The following is an 18,764-nucleotide window of genomic DNA, read 5'->3' as shown; positions in this document are numbered from 1 at the left end:
ATGTTGCCATCATTGTTTTAACCAGCGCGCCTTGTTATCATCAATTCTTCCTTTGCACTTGAAGAAAATATTCGTCACGTGAATAAAACTGTCTTGCTCCTCATTTCGATTATGTTGTTTCATGGACTATTTACATGTTCCGTGGCAGCAGGTCATATCAGCGACAGCGAACATAATATTGATATTGTTTACCAACAACATTCTGACCACCAACAACATCATCAAAGTGACAAACATCAACAAGCAACCGATGAGCATGACAGCGAGCATCAATTCCATGCTCACGTGAGTTGCTTGACTGCTTATGCTGCATTTGCGTTGCCAACCAGTAAATTGGTTGAGCGCATTAAAACTCCCAAATTGTTCATCACTATTGCGAACCCGCAACCGCCGGTTCCGCCGCCTAATTCTTCGGCCGTTTAAACGTCAACTCGGATCAAGTCCGATTCTCATTGATTAACAAAACGAATGGAGAATTTCCATGGCGATATTTCGCTTTGGCCTCGCCTTGCTATTGATTACTTTGATCAATACACCTGCGCTGGCTAAGAATTTAAGTTTGCGTGAAGCATTAACGCAAACCCTCAATCAAAACCCAACATTACTGCAGTTCCCTTACCAATTAAGGGTGGCTGAGGCGACCCGAATGCAAGCTGCATTGCGCCCTAACCCCTCGCTCGATATTGAATTCGAGAATTTACTTGGTAGTGGTTCACAAGAGGGTTTAAGCCATCTCGAAACGACGTTGGCATTTAGTCAGGTTATCGAACTTGGCGGCAAACTCGATTCACGAATCGCAGTTGCCGACGCAGAACGAGAACTGATTGAAGCAGAGTTTAACTATGCCAAAATTGAGATTCTTGCTGAGACGACAACCAGATTTTATCGTTTACTTCTGTTGCAAGAGCTAGAGAAACACCAGCAGATCTATCTATCTCGATTACAAGATACCTATCAGCTTGCGCAGCAACGCTTCAATCTTGGTGGCGCTCCGCGAGGCGAATCGATGCGTGTTGAACTCGCGATTGCAACCAACCAAGCAAAGCTCAAAGAGCTTGGTAATCAGCTGGTTCAGGCGCGCTATGAATTAACCTCGATGTGGGCTGAATCAACCGAATTTAATCGTGTGCTCGGTAACTTTGCTAGTGATATTGCAATCCCGACTCGAGCGAAACTCGAAAGCGCGGTAATGCGCGCACCAGAACTACTCAAGCTCTTTGACTCTGAACGATTACTCACTGCCAAGCTTGAAGCACTGAAAGCGGCAGCAGTTGCTGATGTTCGGATCGGCGCTGGTGTTCGTCATAACGCCGCTAACGATGATTTTGGTTTCGTTTTAAACGCATCTATTCCATTTCAGCTTAGTAATCCGCAACGCGGCAATATTGCGCAAAACCGCGCTGAACAAAATCTTGTGCTAGCCCAGCAAAAAATGCTCCGTGAGCAGCTAAAGAGCAGAGCGAATGCACTCCTTGCCAATGTGCAGGTGCAAACACAAATGCTGACCGATTTAACTGAGCAACTCGTGCCGCGAGCAAAAACACTCGTTGAAACGATTCGTAATGGTTACAGCGACGGTATCTACAGTGTACTGCAAATCTTAGATGCGCAAGAACAGCTTGCTGAACTCGAAAAACAACAAATTCAACGCCAATACGCGACTTATCAAGACCTTCTACAACTTGAGCGTATGACTGGCCAATCATTTATGGAAGCAACCCTATGAAGTTCATGATCCATTTATTCTCACTCATGTTGATGTTAGGCGTCACGACTAACATTGCTACTGCAAGTACATCAGCTCTCACGGAAACGAACGAGGTTGAAGGTCCACATGGCGGTAAATTACTTACCAGTGATAACTTTGACATTGAAATCACAATTTATGAGACAGGTATACCACCGGAGATGCGAGTTTATGCATACAGCGACGGCCAAGCAATCATGCCTACGGATTTCCAACTCACTGTTTCATTGGAGCGACTCGGTGAAGTCACTGACAACTTAACTTTTGTTCCAGAAAACGATTATTTCGTCAGTGAACAGGAGATCTACGAACCTCACTCATACACAGTTAATGTCAGTGCAAGTTACCAAAATAACCAAGTGCAATGGCGATACGAGAATTTTGAAGGTCGCACAGAGCTCTCTAATCGCGTTATCGAAGCCGCAGGCATAACAACCGCAGAAGTTGAACCGAAAAACTTGGTTTTTAAAGAAACAATGTTTGGCATTGTCGCACCAGTCAATTCATTACAACGCGGTGTCAGCGCGCAATATCCGGGAGTAATTACCGAAGTGCTTGTTGATATTGGTGATGCCGTCGAGCATGACCAACCTCTTGCGCGGATTCGTAACGCAGCAAGTGGTTCGATTTATACTTTATTTAGCCCTATTTCTGGCGAAGTGACCGAGCGCAACGCAAATATCGGCGAAGTCGCCAATTCACAACAGTTGTTTGAAATTACGAATTTATCCAAGGTATGGATTGAATTATCCGCCTTTCCAGAAACTATCGAGCAATTATCCGTTGGGCAATCAGTTAACGTTTACGACTTACATCAGCACTTACAAGCGACCAGCGAAATCACCTATATTGCGCCAAAGATGACCGGCGGTCATATCGCTCGTGCACGCACAGTGATTGATAATAGTGAAGGTCATTGGCGTCCTGGCATGCACGTGAAAGCTGACGTGACAACTCATCAGATAAAAGCAGCACAAGCGGTTGCCAAGCGAGCGTTGCAAACGTTTCGCGAGCGCCCTGTAGTCTTTGTGCGCGTAGGCAATACCTTTGAGGTCAGAATGCTTGAGCTAGGTCGCGACGATGGCGAGTTTGTTGAAGTTCTTGATGGTATTGAACCTGGCGCAAGCTACGTGGTTGATAATAGCTATTTACTCAAAGCTGACGTCTTAAAAGACGGCGCAGCGCATGATCATTAGGAGGTAAATCATGATTGACCATCTGATTCGATTTGCCATCCAACGGCGCTGGTTGGTTATCGCGTTTACACTGTTGCTAGCAGGTTATGGTGTATACAACGCGATGAAACTCCCCATTGACGCCGTGCCAGATATCACCAACGTTCAGGTACAAATTAACACTGAAGCAGCTGGCTATTCGCCATTGGAAGTTGAACAGCGAATTACTTATGCCATCGAGACGGCCATGGCTGGCATACCAAAGCTCGATTACACACGCTCGATTTCGCGTTACGCTCTTTCTCAGGTGACTGTTGTCTTTGATGAAGGCACTGATATTTATTGGGCAAGACAACAAATTAGTGAACGCTTACAGTCGGTACGCTCCAGTCTTCCGGATGAAATAGAGCCCGCACTTGGACCTATCGCAAGTGGCTTGGGAGAGGTATTTACTTACATTGTTCGTGCCGAACCAAACGCGCGCGACGCCAGCGGTAATCCTTACACAGCTGAAAGCTTACGAACGATCCAAGACTGGGTTATTCGACCACAACTGGTGAAGGTACCTGGCGTCACCGAAATAAATACAGTTGGTGGTTTCGAGAGAGAATATCAGGTTGCGCCAAACCCCGGAAAAATGCTGGCATTTAAAGTAACCATTGATGATATTTTTAGTGCCCTCGAGATGAACAACAATAACGCCGGAGCCGGATATATTGAGCACAACGGCGAACAATGGTTGGTACGCTCGCCGGGACAAGTTAATAGTCTTGCTGAAATTGGTAACATCGTCGTGACCAAGCGTGATGATGCACCCGTACGAATTCGCGATGTTGCCGAGGTGCGCTGGGGTGAAGAACTACGAACCGGCGCGGCCACCTCAAACGGTGAAGAAGTGGTACTTGGCACCGCCATGATGCTCATCGGCGAAAATAGTCGATTGGTTGCGAAAGCTGTTGCCGAACGCTTAAAAGTTGTGCAACAAAGCCTACCTGAAGGTGTCATTGTAGAGGCACTCTATGATCGCACCATTTTAGTCGATAAAACCATTGCGACCATTGAAAAAAATCTATTCGAAGGCGCCGTGTTGGTCATCGTTATCCTATTTCTCTTACTTGGTAATATTCGAGCAGCGTTGATTACGGCAATGGTCATTCCGCTTAGTATGCTGTTTGCCATTTCAGGAATGGCGACGAATCGCGTATCAGGCAATTTGATGAGTTTAGGGGCAATCGATTTCGGGATCATTGTCGACGGCGCTGTTATTGTGGTCGAAAATGCCCTGCGTCGTTTAGGTCTAGCACAACAACGAGCGGGGCGATTACTCACCGCTAAAGAACGCTTTGAGGAGGTCTATCAGGGCGCGCGTGAAGTCTTTAATCCTGCAACCTTTGGTGTGCTAATCATCATGTTGGTTTACTTACCGATATTTGCACTTACCGGAGTAGAGGGGAAAATGTTTCATCCCATGGCATTCACCGTTATTTTTGCCCTACTCGGTGCATTGCTATTTGCCATGACCTTTATCCCAGCAGCAATTGCAATATTTGTTCGTGGGAAAGTTAAACACGAAGATAATCGGATTATGCGCGGTGCGCGAAAACTCTATGAACCGGGTTTACGCTTTGCACTAAAGCAACCTGTCTTGGTTATTTTGTTTGCCGTCATGCTGTTTGCCGCAACGCTCTTTCAGGCCTCGCGCATGGGAAGTGAATTTATTCCTCAACTCGATGAGGGAGATATTGCGATGCATGCGCTACGGATTCCGGGAACCGGCTTGAAACAATCAATCGAGATGCAAGAAAATCTAGAAGCCGTGATTCGCGAGTTGCCTGAAGTGAAAAGGGTCTACTCTAAAATCGGCACTCCGGATGTTGCCACCGATCCGATGCCTCCGAGCGTTGCAGATACGTTTATTTTGCTTAACCCGCGCTCACAGTGGCCAGATCCAACCAAATCAAAAGAGCAATTTATTGAAGAGTTGAGAGACGTCGTAACACAACAACCAGGTAATAAGTACGAGTTCACGCAACCGATTGAAATGCGTTTTAATGAACTGATTGCCGGGGTTCGCGCCGATGTCGCCGTGCGTATTTATGGCGATAATCTCGATACGCTGAAAGAACTTGGTGATCAAGCCGTCGGGTTGTTACAACAAATTGACGGCGCAAGTGACGTTCGCGCAGAACAAATGACCGGTTTACCAACCTTATCTGTTGTTCCACAACGTGATCATCTCGCCTTACTCGGCTTATCCGTTAACGATGTTCAGCGGGCACTTCAAACAGCCGTTGGCGGTATTCAAGCGGGCATCATTTATGAAGGTGATAAACGCTTTCCGTTGATTGTACGTCTAGATAACAATTGGCGTGAACACATTGAGTCATTACGCCAGTTACCTGTTCCAATACCACAAGCAAAGAACTCGGAGCTTCAGTATGTTCCTCTTGGTGAGGTTGCGCATCTCGAACTTGAATTGGGGCCAAATCAAATCAATCGAGAGTCTGGTAAACGTAATATGGTGGTAAGTAGCAACGTCACTGATCGCGATCTTGGCTCGTTCGTAAACGAAGCGCGTGAAGTGTTGCGTGAAGATTTACAAATGCCAGCTGGTTACTGGGTCGAGTTTGGGGGAACATTTGAGCAACTTGAATCCGCCTCAAAACGGCTTAGTATCGTTGTGCCTTTAACTCTGTTGTTAATTTTGGGCCTTCTCTACAGTGCGTTTAGTTCGTTACGCAATTCATTGATTATATTCACCGGCGTACCATTAGCACTAACGGGCGGCGTGATTGCGCTTACTTTACGCGACATGCCGCTGTCGATATCGGCTGCGGTAGGCTTTATCGCTCTATCCGGAGTTGCGGTTTTAAATGGCGTCGTCATGCTATCATTTATTGAGCAACTGCGATTACAAGGTATGCAACTTCGCGAGGCTATTTTTGAAGGTGCTCGCACACGTTTACGGCCGGTTTTAATGACGGCGCTAGTTGCGAGTTTAGGTTTCGTACCAATGGCCTTCAACGTTGGTACCGGAGCTGAAGTGCAACGACCACTCGCCACCGTCGTAATAGGCGGCATAATTTCGTCGACGTTATTAACCTTATTGGTATTACCAGCCTTGTACAGACTGGTACACCGAGGGAATAAAGCAGTTTAAGTTTTCTGTTGTTGACGCCCGAGCACCACTGACACAGCCATATCACCGGTCACGTTAGTGGCAGTTCGGGCCATATCAATAATTCGGTCAATGGCCGCAATGAACGCGATACCTTCGAGCGGCAGACCAATCGCGTTTAAGGTAACAGTCAACATCACCATTGCTGTTCCAGGGACGCCTGCCGTACCCACTGACGCTAACGTTGCCGTTAACGTAATCAACATATAATCCGCCCAGTCTAGCGGGATACCGTAAATTTGTGCAATAAAGATAGACGCAATAGCTGGATAAATGCCGCCGCAACCGTCCATGTTAATTGTAGCGCCGAGTGGCAAAACGAAGCTCGCGTACTCTTTTTTGACGCCCAGCTTTTCGGTAATCGCCTGGTGCGCAGCTGGAATCGTGCCAAAACTGCTACACGTGGTAAATGCGACCAATTGCGCCGAGAACACCGACTTAAAAAAGAACCAAGGCGACATGCCGGCTAAACGCACCATCGTGCCGTACACGAACACAATGTGCAGTATGCACGCCAAATAAATCGCACCAATAAACGCCGCCAATGGGGTTAAGCTGGATAAACCATAATGGCCCACAACCCATGCCATCAAACCCAACACCCCGAACGGCGTTAATTCGAGAACCATTTTGGTAATACGATACATCACCTGTGCGCCAGCTTTCATGACATCGCCAAACGGTTTAGCCACTTCACCCAACTGATTGATCGCGACACCAACCAGAGCTGCGAATACCACGATTTGAATCACGTTACCTTCCGCCAACGCCGCAATTGGATTGGTCGGTATAAAGTTTAGAAAAACCTCAATCGGTCCAGGAACATCCTTGGGTTGATAGTTTGTATCAGCAACAAGATCGGGCGACGGTGTAACATCCAGTAACTGCGCTACCGACAATCCAATTAAACTGGCAATGACGGCAGTTAACAAAAACAGTCCGATGGTTTGTGCACCAATCTTGCCCGCTTTCTCGCCGCTACCGAGTTGTAAAATTGCACTGACAATTGCAAAGAATATCAGCGGTGCAACGAGCATTTTCAATGCATTAATAAATAGTGTCCCCAGCGGACGCAATGCTTGCGCCACATCAGGGTGCACAACACCAATTAGTACCCCCAGTGCAAACGCACCGAGTACACGCTGCCAAAATGGAATTGCAAACCAAGCCTTAAACATAACACCTCATCAAAATTCAACTTCGATATTGGCTGTTGGATATTCGATATTAGATAAACCACTAATACCTGATACATCGGCTCTAAAATCTATTATCCAATATCGCTTTTGTTGAGTATTGTACTAACGGTGGTGGACGGGCTTTAGTTCATTTTGGACTGACATATAACCAAGTGATAAAATTCCCGACAGAGGACGACCTCTCCCAATCTGGGCCCACTCGATATATTTAAGGGATAACTGACCAGGACGACCTGGCGCTAAAAAAGGAGCGCCGTATGGCTTGGCTCTATCTATTTATTGCCGGTGTTTTTGAAATTATTTGGGCGTTTTCAATGAAGCAATCACTCGGCTTCACCCGCCCTCTCGCATCCACTATTACACTCGTTACAATGCTGATTAGCTTTTGGTTACTTGCTGTAGCTATGCGAACTATTCCATTAGGAACGGCCTACACTATTTGGACAGGAATTGGGGCGATAGGTGCTTTTGCAGTAGGTATTTGGTTTCTTGGCGAACCAGTCACGCCCCTGAGATTGTTAGCTGCCACACTAATTATATCAGGCTTAATTCTAATGAAACTCGCCAGCTAGCTTTCAAACGACGATAGTAGCTGTTGCTAATATCTAATATTCAACAGCTAATATCGTCGTTGCCGTTAAAGGGTGCAGAGCGGTTTGCGGCGTTGCGATGAAGCTTGCTGATAAAGCTGTTGCACCTTCGGCGCATACGCCTCTATCGCTTGAATCCGTGATTGTGGCGAGGGGTGAGTCGACAAAAATTCTGGAGTACCGCCACCACCAGCTTTGGCCATGTTGCGCCATAAATCGGCTGCTTCCAGAGGGTTATAGCCAGCTGCAGCCATGTAATCGAGACCGAGTTGATCGGATTCACTCTCATGCACACGAGAGTATGGGAGTAATACGCCCACTTGCGCACCAATACCCAGTGCCGCCATTGCTAGCGCAGCCGTTTCACTATCGAGGTTTTCAGCAACCAATACTGACCCCAGTTGCAAGCCTAAGCCAACAGCAAACTGGTTAGACATGCGTTCGTTACCGTGGTCGGCAATCACATGACCAATCTCATGACCAATAACAGCCGCCAGTTGATCGCGATTTTCGGCAACTTTTAACAGCCCAGTGTAGACACCGATATTTTCGCCAGGTAAGGCAAAAGCATTCACCTGTTCGCTATCAAATACCGTAACTTCCCACTCCTTGTCACGCCAAGGGCTCGGCAGAACGGCAATCAAATCATCGGTAATACAACGCACATAGGCATTAGTGCGCGCATCGGTACTCACCTTTTCTTGGGCTTTAAGTTTGGCGTAACTATCATCACCTAAGGAGGCTAATTGACCACTGGAGAATAGCATCAGCTGACTACGCCCAGTTGGCGATTCAGTACATGCGCTTAGTAGCGACACGCTCAATAGCGCGGCACCAGCAACTTTCATCCAATGACCCATATCCCCTCCTAAATTCAACTGCGATATTAGCTATTAGATATTGGATACTAGCAAGAGTTTCAAACTTTTGTTCTAATATCCAATATCTAATAGCCAATATCGCTTTTGCTTTGTTATCCGCGAAGGTCGTCGAAGAACTTGCGTACTCCGTCAAAGAAACCCTTCTCTTTCGGACGATACTTACCTGCTTCTTCGCCGGTTCCCATCGACTCCTCAAGCTCTCGCAATAAATCACGTTGCTTTTCAGATAAATTTACCGGTGTTTCAATCACAACTTTACAAATCAAGTCACCTACCGCACCAGTGCGCACCGATTTCACGCCTTTACCACGCAAACGAAGTAATTTCCCCGTTTGAGTTTCAGCCGGTACTTTCAGTTTCACTTTGCCTTCAAGTGTTGGTACTTCAATATCACCACCTAAAGCTGCACGTGTAAAACTCAGCGGTACTTCACAGTATAGATTATTTCCGTCACGTGCAAAGATTGGGTGTTCACGTACATGAACTTGCACATATAAGTCGCCGGCTGGTGCGCCCATTTCGCCAGCTTCACCTTCACCAGTTAAGCGGATGCGATCACCGGTATCAACACCTGCAGGAATTTTAACGGATAAGGTTTTAGTGCGCTCAACTCGGCCTTCACCGTGACACGTGCGACACGGATCTTTGATGACTTTGCCGCGCCCACGACAGTGTGGACATGGTTGTTGTACAGCAAAGAAACCTTGGCGCATTTGGATTTGACCAGAGCCATGACAATGGTTACAGGTTTCAGCGCTACTGCCTTCGCTCGCACCGCTACCATCACAGTCTTCGCAAGTGCTTAGCTTAGGAATTTTCAGTTCAACTTCTTTGCCGCGAACAGCTTCTTCTAAACTTAACTCTAGGTTATAGCGTAAATCAGCACCGCGTTGCGCTTGTGCGCGGCCGCGACGTCCGCCACCGCCAAAAATATCACCGAACACATCACCAAAAATATCAGCAAAGTCAGCTGCGCCAGCACCACCGCCGAAGCCACCCTGACCTTGTTCAAACGCGGCATGACCATACTGGTCATAAGCAGAGCGTTTTTGTGGATCTGACAGCACTTCATAGGCAGCTCGAACCTCTTTGAATTTCATCTCGAGGTCTTTGTCACCTTTGGTGCGGTCGGGATGATATTTCATCGCCAACTTTTTGTAGGCTTTTTTGATGTCGCGTTCGCTGGCATCTTTACTGACACCCAGCACTTCATACAAATCTGGTTTCGACATAATTATGTGGTTTCCGCGTTCCTTTACTTCCTGCCTGATACAAGCACACGGAGGCTACCCCTCGGCAACCCCCGTGTGTTGAACTACAGACACCCGGTGGGCGTGCAATTACTTCTTGTCGTCTTTAACTTCTTCAAACTCAGCATCAACAACATCGTCAGCATCTTGTTTACCGCTGTCACCAGCGTCACCCGCTTGCTGTGCTTTCGCCTGAGCTGCTTCCATCAATTTACCCGATGCTTCAATCAAGGCTTGCTGCTTCGCTTCAATTTCAGCTTTTTCATTGCCTTTGATAGCCGCTTCTAAGTCACTGATAGCTGATTCGATGGCTTCTTTGTCACTTGCCTCAAGTGCATCGCCAGCTTCTTCAAGTTGCTTACGCGTACCGTGAACCAATGCATCAGCTTGGTTACGCACTTGTACCATCTCTTCAAACTTACGATCTTCTTCGGCGTGAGCCTCAGCATCGCGAACCATTTTTTCAACTTCATCATCACTCAAGCCTGATGAAGCTTTGATGGTGATCTTCTGCTCTTTACCAGTGTCTTTATCTTTCGCAGATACGTGCAAGATACCGTCCGCATCAATGTCGAAAGTAACTTCAATTTGTGGCACGCCGCGTGACGCTGGACGAATACCTTCCAAATTGAACTGACCTAACGATTTGTTATCTGCGGCGCGCTTACGCTCACCTTGAATCACATGAACCGTCACGGCAGCTTGGTTATCTTCAGCAGTTGAGAAGGTTTGCGATTGCTTTGTAGGAATCGTTGTATTCTTCTCAATTAATTTAGTCATCACGCCGCCCATGGTTTCAATACCCAGCGACAGTGGTGTTACGTCAAGCAACAATACGTCTTTCACATCACCTTGCAGAACACCCGCCTGCACTGCCGCACCAACGGCCACAGCTTCATCTGGGTTCACGTCGCGACGTGGCTCTTTACCGAAGAAATCGGTCACTGCTTGCTGTACTTTTGGCATACGGGTTTGACCGCCAACCAAAATGATGTCGTGAATATCGCTTACCGACAAGTCAGCATCTTTCAACGCTTGCTTCACTGGCTCGAGCGTTTTCGCAATCATGTCTTCAACTAAAGACTCAAGCTTCGCACGAGTTACTTTGATAGCCAGGTGTTTTGGACCTGTCGCATCGGCAGTAATATACGGCAAGTTCACTTCTGTTTGTTGCGCTGAAGACAATTCAATTTTCGCTTTCTCTGCAGCTTCTTTTAAACGCTGCATTGCCAACGGATCTTTGCGCAAGTCAATGCCTTGGTCTTTGTTGAACTGCTCAACCAAGTAGTTAATTAAGCGGTTATCAAAGTCTTCACCACCCAAGTGAGTATCACCGTTCGTTGCTAAAACTTCGAACGTGTGGTCGCCATCAACTTCATCAATCTCGATAATTGAGATATCGAATGTACCACCACCTAAGTCGTAAACGGCAATGGTGTTATCGCCTTTCTTCTTATCAAGACCATACGCCAACGCAGCCGCTGTTGGCTCGTTGATAATACGCTTCACTTCTAGGCCAGCAATACGACCAGCATCTTTCGTTGCTTGACGTTGTGCATCGTTAAAGTAAGCCGGCACGGTGATAACCGCTTCAGTTACTTTCTCACCTAAAAAGTCTTCTGCAGTTTTCTTCATTTTCTTCAGAACTTCGGCAGAGATTTGTGGCGGTGCCTTTTTCTCATCATTAATTTGCACCCATGCATCGCCATTGTCTGCCTCGACAATTTTAAATGGCATGATGCCAAGGTCACGCTGTACTTCTTCGTCTTTGAATCGACGTCCAATCAGACGCTTGATTGCAAATAAGGTTTTGTTTGCGTTCGTTACAGCTTGGCGTTTTGCAGGTGAACCTACCAACACTTCACCGTCATCAGTGAACGCAACCACTGATGGCGTAGTACGATCGCCTTCAGCATTTTCAATAACACGCGGTTTGTCACCATCAAGTACTGCTACGCAAGAGTTAGTAGTACCTAAGTCGATTCCGATAATTTTACCCATGATTCGTCTCCAACTTCATAATCTAAAACAGGTTTGATAACTCAAATATGGGGTGGCTTTTGCGTATTTCAACACCCCTAATAGGGTTATTAAGAATTTTTCACTACCATCACCATTGCTGGGCGCAATAAACGGCCGCTTAAGGTGTAGCCTTTCTGCATTACGGCCAATACGGTGTTGTTTTCATGCTCTTCAGATGGTTGCATCGCCATTGCTTGATGCAGCTCTGGATTAAACGCATCGCCAACAGCACCCACTGCCTCTACACCAAATTTATTCAATGTGCTGAGTAGATTTTTGTGGGTCAGCTCAATACCTTCGAAGAAACTTTGATTGATATCGTCTGCTTGCTTGGCAATGTCCATCGCACGCTCTAAGTTGTCCACGGTATCTAAAATTTCTCCGGCAAACTTTTCCAACGCGAATTTGTGGGCTTTTTCAACATCCTGAGCCGAGCGACGACGCACATTTTCCATCTCTGCCACAGCGCGAACGGCGCGATCATTAGCATCGTCTGCACGCTGTTCGGCTTGGCTCAAGGCCAATTCCAAAGCTTCAATGCGTTGTTGATTCTCATCACCCGACTCATTTTCGGTTGCCTGAGATTCGACTTGCTCGTCCTGAACCACTTGCTCAGCTTGCGCCTCTGCGCCTTGCTGTTCTTCCGCCTGAGTGGCTTTTGTTGAATCATTCTTGGTCATAACTGCGTACTCTTGGTTGAAATTCACAAATGAACAATAATTTGTTGTGATATAACTATCTGCAGGCAGTTATGGGGTCAGCTGTGAATGATTCAAGTCATCACAGTAAAAAAAGGAAAAAAACATGGCGACAACAGGGCAATCTGGATTCCGACGAATCGCACTGCTCGGTAAGGTGCATCACGAAGCAACGCGTACAACGTTGTTAAAGCTTGAAGAGAGCTTGATGTCGATGGGCTATGACGTGATTATTGAGTCACGCACGGCAGAGCAGTTGAAAACCACACGCGCACAAATACTCCCCCTACACCGCATTGGCGAATCGGCCGATCTTGCCGTCGTTGTCGGCGGTGATGGGAATATGCTTGGTGCCGCTCGTATCTTATGCGAAGCGGATATTGCAGTCATTGGTGTCAACCGCGGTAACTTAGGCTTCCTCACAGATCTTGACCCCGACCATGTGATTGAGCAATTAAAAGCGGTACTCGAAGGCGAGTATCAAACCGAGCGGCGCTTCTTATTGCAAGCGGAAGTTTTTCATAATGGCAAATCAAAAAGCGTTGGGCGTGCCATTAACGAAGTTGTTTTACACTCCGATAAAGTCGCCCACATGATTGAGTTTGAAGTGTATGTAAACGACGAATTCGTGTATTCGCAGCGCTCCGACGGGCTCATAATTAGTACCCCAACCGGTTCTACCGCTTATTCATTATCTGGTGGCGGGCCAATTTTAACGCCGGGGCTTGATGCCATCACCATGGTCCCCATGTTTCCACATACGTTGAGTAGCCGCCCAATTGTTGTGGATGGACATAGCGTCATTCGCCTGCGCGCCGCGGCTGATAACGATAGCCTACAGTTAAGTTGTGATGGTCATGTACGTATGACCGTTCAACCCGGTGATGATGTTGTGATTCAACAACATGCACATCGCCTCTGCTTAGTACACCCGAAAGACCATAGTTATTACCGCGTACTGCGCAATAAACTCGGTTGGGGTAGCCGTTTGTTTTAAATTTTTCGGCCCCTCTTGCATTACTGTATAAATACTGTATAACTACTGTACACATACACAGTGTTTGAGGTGACCTATGCTGCTTCATATGCAAATACGCAACCTTGCGGTTGTACGCCAACTTGATATTGACTTTAACGCCGGTATGACAGCAATTACCGGTGAAACAGGTGCCGGTAAATCTATTGCACTGGATGCTTTAGGCTTATGTTTAGGCGATCGCGCCGATGTTGATCTGATTCGTGCTGATGCCGATAAAGCTGAAGTCAGTGCGACGTTTCATCTCGCCGACCAGCAGAGCCCTGCGTTACTCTGGTTGCATGAGCAAGAGTTGCAAGATGACGAGCCTCATACCTGTGTACTGCGCCGTATTGTAACCCGCGAAGGACGCTCCAAAGCCTGGATAAATGGCTATCCTGTCACCGCATCGCAACTCAAGCAATTAGCGCCGTTACTGGTAAATATTCACGGACAGCATGAGCATCAATTGTTGACACGTCCCGAACACCAACTCTCTTTGTTGGATGCCTATGCGCGCCATCAAGCACTGCTCGACGACGTTCAAACTGCTTTTCAACATTGGTACAGCCTGCGTAAGCAGCAGAAGCAACTGCATCAACAACAAGCAGATATGGAATCGCGCTTGCAGTTACTGAGTTATCAAGTGTCGGAATTGAACGATTTTGCGCTTGCCGAGGGCGAATTTGAAGAGCTTGAACAACAGCACAAGCGCTTAGCTAATAGCGCAGCATTAGTCGAAGATTCCGCTTTTGCGTTGAATGCCATATATGAAGGAGAGCACAACAACGCATATAGCCTGTTACAAAGTGCTTTAACGCGGCTGGAACAACAACTCGATACCGATCCAAATTTGGCAGAAACCGTGCGTATGTTAAGTGAGGCAAGTGTTCAAGTCGAAGAAGCTGCGCGTGAGTTGCGTCATTACCAAGACAATATTGAACTTGATGACGAACAATTAGTTCTTGCCGAACGACGCGTCACACAAGCGATTCAGTTGGCACGTAAGCATCAACTAGAACCAACACAACTTTATCAACATCATCAAGAGTTGTTGCAAGAGTTACAGCAACTTGAAACCAGTCAAGCTGAATCAGCAGACATTGATGAGCGTGTGGAGCAAGCAGCGCACTCGTATCGCAGCATGGCCGCCAAGTTGTCCGCGAGTCGAGTGCAAGCAGCGCAGGAACTCAGTGAACGAATCGCTAAGAGCATGCACCAATTAAACATGCCGCATGGGCGCTTTGTCATCGAAGTCAATCACCAAGCGCAAGCACCAGCGACACGCTTGGGTACCGACGAAGTGTGCTTTACCGTGACAACCAATCCAGGCCAACCATTGCAGGCGCTCGCAAAAATCGCATCGGGTGGTGAGTTATCGCGTATTAGTTTGGCGATTCAAGTCATCACGGCAAGTCAATTAACGACGCCAACCTTAATGTTTGATGAGGTTGATGTCGGCGTGAGCGGTGCTACTGCTGCAACGGTTGGAAAATTATTACGACAACTTGGGGAATCAAATCAGGTTATTTGTGTCACACACTTACCGCAAGTTGCTGCAAAAGCTCATCAGCAACTTCTTGTCGATAAAGTCACAGATGGTGCAAGTACCGAAACCACAATGGTTCGACTCGACCCAGATGCCCGCGTAATTGAACTTGCTCGGCTTCTTGGTGGCGACGAAATTACTGCAGCAACCAAAGCAAATGCTGCTGAATTACTTGCGGTCGGTTAGGTGCATTGTTTATCATCACCAACAGAATCACAAATTAACAGCAGGTGTTATGAAAGCTCTCGTAATTGCAGGTAGTGTATTAATTCTTAGCGGATGTTCCGTTTTTGACAGTTGGGTGTACCGGATCGATATTCCGCAAGGGAACTATCTTGAGCAACGCGACGTTGACCAATTGCGCGTCGGTATGTCGAAAGAACAAGTTGCTTATGTGATTGGTGAGCCAGTCGCTGAAAATGTTTTTGATCAAGATGTTTGGTATTACGTATTTAAATTAAACTCTGGTCGCAGTCGCAGCGAAGATTACCAACACAAAGTCACGTTGACCTTTGAAAATAATCAATTGATCGCCTACGACGGCACCTTTGACCGACCAGAAAACTTCGATACACCGCTGGAACAATAGCCCCGCGCACAGCGCGCCAGCGAATAATCGCTGGCGTGCCGATATTCGGCCTCTGCGGACGACTCAGGTTTAGGGAGCACGATGACGACTGAAAACTCAGGAGTCAACATGTCGGCTCGGGTAATACTTGATGATCAAGAGATTACCAAAAGCCCGACCGATCAACGTCACTATCGCATCGTTGAACTCGACAATGGTATGCGCTGTGTACTGGTGCATGAAGCACAGGCACGTCAAGCAAGTGCAGCGCTGGCTGTCGCAGCAGGTCATTTCCACGACCCTCACCACGCTCAAGGTTTAGCTCACTTCTTAGAGCACATGCTATTTTTGGGCACCGAAAAATATCCAGACGCCAATAGTTACCAAAGCTTTATTAGTGCTCACGGTGGTAATCACAACGCATGGACTGGCACTGAATTTAGTAATTATTATTTTACCGTAGATGCCAGTTATCTCGACCAAGCACTTGATAGGTTTATGCGATTTTTCCATCAGCCATTGTTTTCCGAACAATGGATAGAAAAAGAGCTTCAATCGATTGAATCGGAATTTCAACTCAAGCGACAAGATGAACTTCGGCGTCTCTACCAGGTGCACAAGGCAACATCGAACCCGAAGCATCCGTTCAGCAAATTTTCGGTTGGTAATCTCAGCACCTTAAAAAATCAGCCAAATAACTCACTGCAGCAACAGCTTCGTGACTTTTTCCAACGTTGGTATTGCGCTCGACGCATGACGCTCGTGTTGTTGGGGCCTCAATCTCTTGATGAATTGACAGAACTCGCCAGTTCGCACGCACAAGCGGTAAAAAGCGGTTGTGCGGATATTTGGGATATCGACGAACCACTTTACCTTGCCGAGCAGCTAGGCGTTGAGTTGCACGTTAATCCATTAAAAGATGCACGGCGACTTATCGTTACCTTCGCACTGCCGGGGATTAATGACGATTACGCCAACAAAACCACCAGTTATATTGCACATCTTTTAGGTTATGAAGGTCCCGGCAGCCTGTTTGGCTATTTGCGGGATAAACATTGGATTAATACGCTTGCAGCTGGTGGCGGCATTAGTGGAAGCAACTTTAAAGATTTCAATATTAATATGCAGTTGACCGAACAAGGCATGGCGCATCGTGACGATATTATTGCCGCTTTGTTCAGTTACATTCAGCTGATTCGACAACAGGGTTTAAATGCATGGCGTTACGACGAACGTCGCGTCAGTGTCATGAATGCATTTAATTTTCAAGAACAACCACGGGCAAGTGATCTAGCGCCGCAATTAGCGATAAATCTACAACATTACTTAGCTGAAGATATAATTTTTGGCGATTATCGAATGGATGGATTATTTCAGCCAAAAGCACTTCAGTTTTTGGACTGCATGCGCGTCGATAACATGCGCGTTACCGTCATCCATAAAGATTTACCGACCGATCAGGTCGAACCAATATACGGCAGTCACTACACAGTGCGTCCGTTTTCGACAGAGCAAATTACGAAATTTAATAACGCGAAAGCGATCGATGTTGCGCTTCCCAAACCGAATCCGTACTTAAGCGAACCTTGGCAATTGCAGTCAATTGCGGCAGGTGAACCAACCGGTTTACCCCGCGTCAAACAGACCGCACCAGCGCTAACAAGCTGGCATTTACATGACATTGATTTTCGGCAGCCCAAAGCTCATTTATACCTTGGTTTTCAGCTTCCCAATGTCGTCGCAACCTCAGCCAATTTCGCCCAAGCACGGCTATGGTGTGAAATGATGCTCGATATTTTAAATGAGCAGTGCTACGACGCTGAAATTGCTGGATTGCATTTCAACCTGTACCCACAACAACAAGGCATGACATTGCATGTCACTGGGCCTGCGCATTATGTACCACAGTTGAGTAGCACGTTAATCGAAGCTATGCGCGCACCAACCTTTTGTCAGCAACGCTGGTTGGACTTACGGCAAAGGTTGATGACGAACTGGCGCCAGGCATTGTTGCATAAGCCACTAAATTTTCTATTTTCGCATTTGAATGTTCAGTTACAGCCGCATACATATTCGGTCATCGATTTAGCTGGCGAACTTGAACAGTTTGAGTTCGATAGCTTTTGCGAAACCAGTCCGCACTTATTTGCTCAAGCCCAAGTGCAACTGTTTGCGCATGGTGATATTAAAGAGTACCAATTAAAGCCGGTTGAAGAGGCGCTTAGCGAATGGCTAACGTTAGAACAACCATTACCTCCGATCGACTTGACCCCGGCAGCACTGGCGACATTATCAAGCAAAGTTTCGGTTACAACTCAACATCCTGATCACGCCGTCATAGCAGTGCTCCAATCAATGGAAAATAGCGTTGCACAGCAAGGTGTATTTATGTTGCTTAACCACATGCTACAACCGCGCTTTTTTGCTCAACTTCGTACCGAACAACAGCTGGGCTATTTGGTCGGCACCACGTACTTACCGATGCAGCAATACCCTCACCTACTATTTTATGTGCAGTCATCACGCGTCGATAACGACCATATTGCCAGTGCTATATCTGACTTCTTTGCGCAAATGCCGACGATATTGGCGGATATTACTGAGGAAGAGTTCGACAAAGCACGACAGAGCTTAACGCAACAGCTGACTGAAAAAGACACAAGTTTACGCTCACGTAGCCAGCGCTTGTGGAGCGCAATTACCCAACAAGATCATGATTTCTCAAGACTATCTCGAATTGCACTGTGCATAGAAGCACTCAGTTTGGAACAATTCAAACTTGTAACGCAACAACTATTCAACAACACTTCAGGACAAATGTTTCTGTCCGCAAGCCCCGCGAACTTTGACAGTTCTCGCTAAATTGTTTAATTTGATGAGCAACATAACAAA

General features: G+C 46.8%; 14 protein-coding genes. 9 read left to right on the top strand and 5 right to left on the bottom strand.

Annotated elements, in window-relative coordinates; translation table 11 throughout:
• Window positions 1-78 precede the first annotated feature (78 nt).
• From CWI82_RS03900 to CWI82_RS03885, 4 genes are read left to right on the top strand one after another with little or no spacing between them, the layout of a single operon-like run.
• Window positions 79-423, top strand: a complete 345-nt coding sequence (locus tag CWI82_RS03900; RefSeq protein ID WP_130202735.1) for a hypothetical protein — start codon at window positions 79-81, stop codon at window positions 421-423.
• Window positions 424-481: 58 nt separating this feature from the next.
• Window positions 482-1,726, top strand: coding sequence for a TolC family protein (locus CWI82_RS03895; RefSeq protein ID WP_130202734.1), 1,245 nt, complete (start codon window positions 482-484; stop codon window positions 1,724-1,726).
• A complete protein-coding gene (locus CWI82_RS03890; protein WP_130202733.1) occupies window positions 1,723-2,943 on the top strand; it encodes an efflux RND transporter periplasmic adaptor subunit in 1,221 nt (406 codons plus the stop codon). The genes CWI82_RS03895 and CWI82_RS03890 overlap by 4 nt, the downstream gene beginning before the upstream one ends.
• 10 nt (window positions 2,944-2,953) lie before the next feature.
• Window positions 2,954-6,082: an efflux RND transporter permease subunit gene (locus tag CWI82_RS03885; RefSeq protein WP_130202732.1), complete on the top strand. Its 3,129-nt coding sequence runs from the start codon at window positions 2,954-2,956 to the stop codon at window positions 6,080-6,082.
• On the opposite strand, the gene CWI82_RS03880 is transcribed toward CWI82_RS03885, so the two are convergent.
• Window positions 6,079-7,278: a dicarboxylate/amino acid:cation symporter gene (locus CWI82_RS03880; protein ID WP_092855758.1), complete on the bottom strand. Its 1,200-nt coding sequence runs from the start codon at window positions 7,276-7,278 to the stop codon at window positions 6,079-6,081. The genes CWI82_RS03885 and CWI82_RS03880 overlap by 4 nt on opposite strands.
• A 278-nt stretch (window positions 7,279-7,556) precedes the next feature.
• Between CWI82_RS03880 and CWI82_RS03875 the strand changes: the two genes are divergently transcribed.
• Window positions 7,557-7,871 (top strand): DMT family transporter, encoded by a 315-nt coding sequence (locus CWI82_RS03875; RefSeq protein WP_092855759.1) that lies wholly within the window; start codon window positions 7,557-7,559, stop codon window positions 7,869-7,871.
• Between the two features lie 65 nt (window positions 7,872-7,936).
• Here CWI82_RS03875 and CWI82_RS03870 read toward each other — a convergent pair whose 3' ends face one another.
• From CWI82_RS03870 to grpE, 4 genes are all read right to left on the bottom strand, one after another.
• Entirely contained in the window at window positions 7,937-8,749 is an 813-nt protein-coding gene (locus CWI82_RS03870; RefSeq protein WP_092855761.1) for a M48 family metallopeptidase, read from the bottom strand.
• A 113-nt stretch (window positions 8,750-8,862) separates the two neighbouring features.
• Window positions 8,863-10,002 carry a molecular chaperone DnaJ gene (gene dnaJ / locus CWI82_RS03865; protein ID WP_130202731.1) on the bottom strand — a complete coding sequence of 380 codons (1,140 nt, stop codon included), beginning with the start codon at window positions 10,000-10,002 and terminating at the stop codon, window positions 8,863-8,865.
• A 108-nt stretch (window positions 10,003-10,110) separates the two neighbouring features.
• A complete protein-coding gene (gene dnaK / locus CWI82_RS03860; RefSeq protein WP_130202730.1) occupies window positions 10,111-12,021 on the bottom strand; it encodes a molecular chaperone DnaK in 1,911 nt (636 codons plus the stop codon).
• A gap of 89 nt (window positions 12,022-12,110) precedes the next feature.
• Window positions 12,111-12,722, bottom strand: a complete 612-nt coding sequence (gene grpE, locus CWI82_RS03855; protein ID WP_092855772.1) for a nucleotide exchange factor GrpE — start codon at window positions 12,720-12,722, stop codon at window positions 12,111-12,113.
• Window positions 12,723-12,846: 124 nt separating this feature from the next.
• Between grpE and nadK the strand changes: the two genes are divergently transcribed.
• The 4 genes from nadK to CWI82_RS03835 all read left to right on the top strand — a co-directional run bounded on the left by nadK (window position 12,847) and on the right by CWI82_RS03835 (window position 18,734).
• On the top strand, window positions 12,847-13,737 hold the full coding sequence (nadK, locus tag CWI82_RS03850; protein ID WP_130202729.1) for an NAD(+) kinase: 891 nt from the start codon (window positions 12,847-12,849) through the stop codon (window positions 13,735-13,737).
• A gap of 76 nt (window positions 13,738-13,813) precedes the next feature.
• Window positions 13,814-15,490: a DNA repair protein RecN gene (recN, locus tag CWI82_RS03845; RefSeq protein WP_130202728.1), complete on the top strand. Its 1,677-nt coding sequence runs from the start codon at window positions 13,814-13,816 to the stop codon at window positions 15,488-15,490.
• Window positions 15,491-15,539: 49 nt separating this feature from the next.
• The gene (locus CWI82_RS03840; protein WP_092855777.1) at window positions 15,540-15,893 is read left to right on the top strand and encodes an outer membrane protein assembly factor BamE; all 354 of its coding nucleotides are present in this window, start codon (window positions 15,540-15,542) and stop codon (window positions 15,891-15,893) included.
• 81 nt (window positions 15,894-15,974) lie between these two features.
• Window positions 15,975-18,734: an insulinase family protein gene (locus tag CWI82_RS03835; protein WP_130202727.1), complete on the top strand. Its 2,760-nt coding sequence runs from the start codon at window positions 15,975-15,977 to the stop codon at window positions 18,732-18,734.
• Window positions 18,735-18,764 lie beyond the last annotated feature (30 nt).

It is taken from the genome of Pseudidiomarina tainanensis, assembly GCF_004214835.1.
In the GTDB taxonomy this organism is placed as follows: domain Bacteria; phylum Pseudomonadota; class Gammaproteobacteria; order Enterobacterales; family Alteromonadaceae; genus Pseudidiomarina; species Pseudidiomarina tainanensis.
The sequence above is the reverse complement of the archived record's forward strand: the minus strand, read 5'-3'. Positions and strand labels throughout refer to the sequence as shown.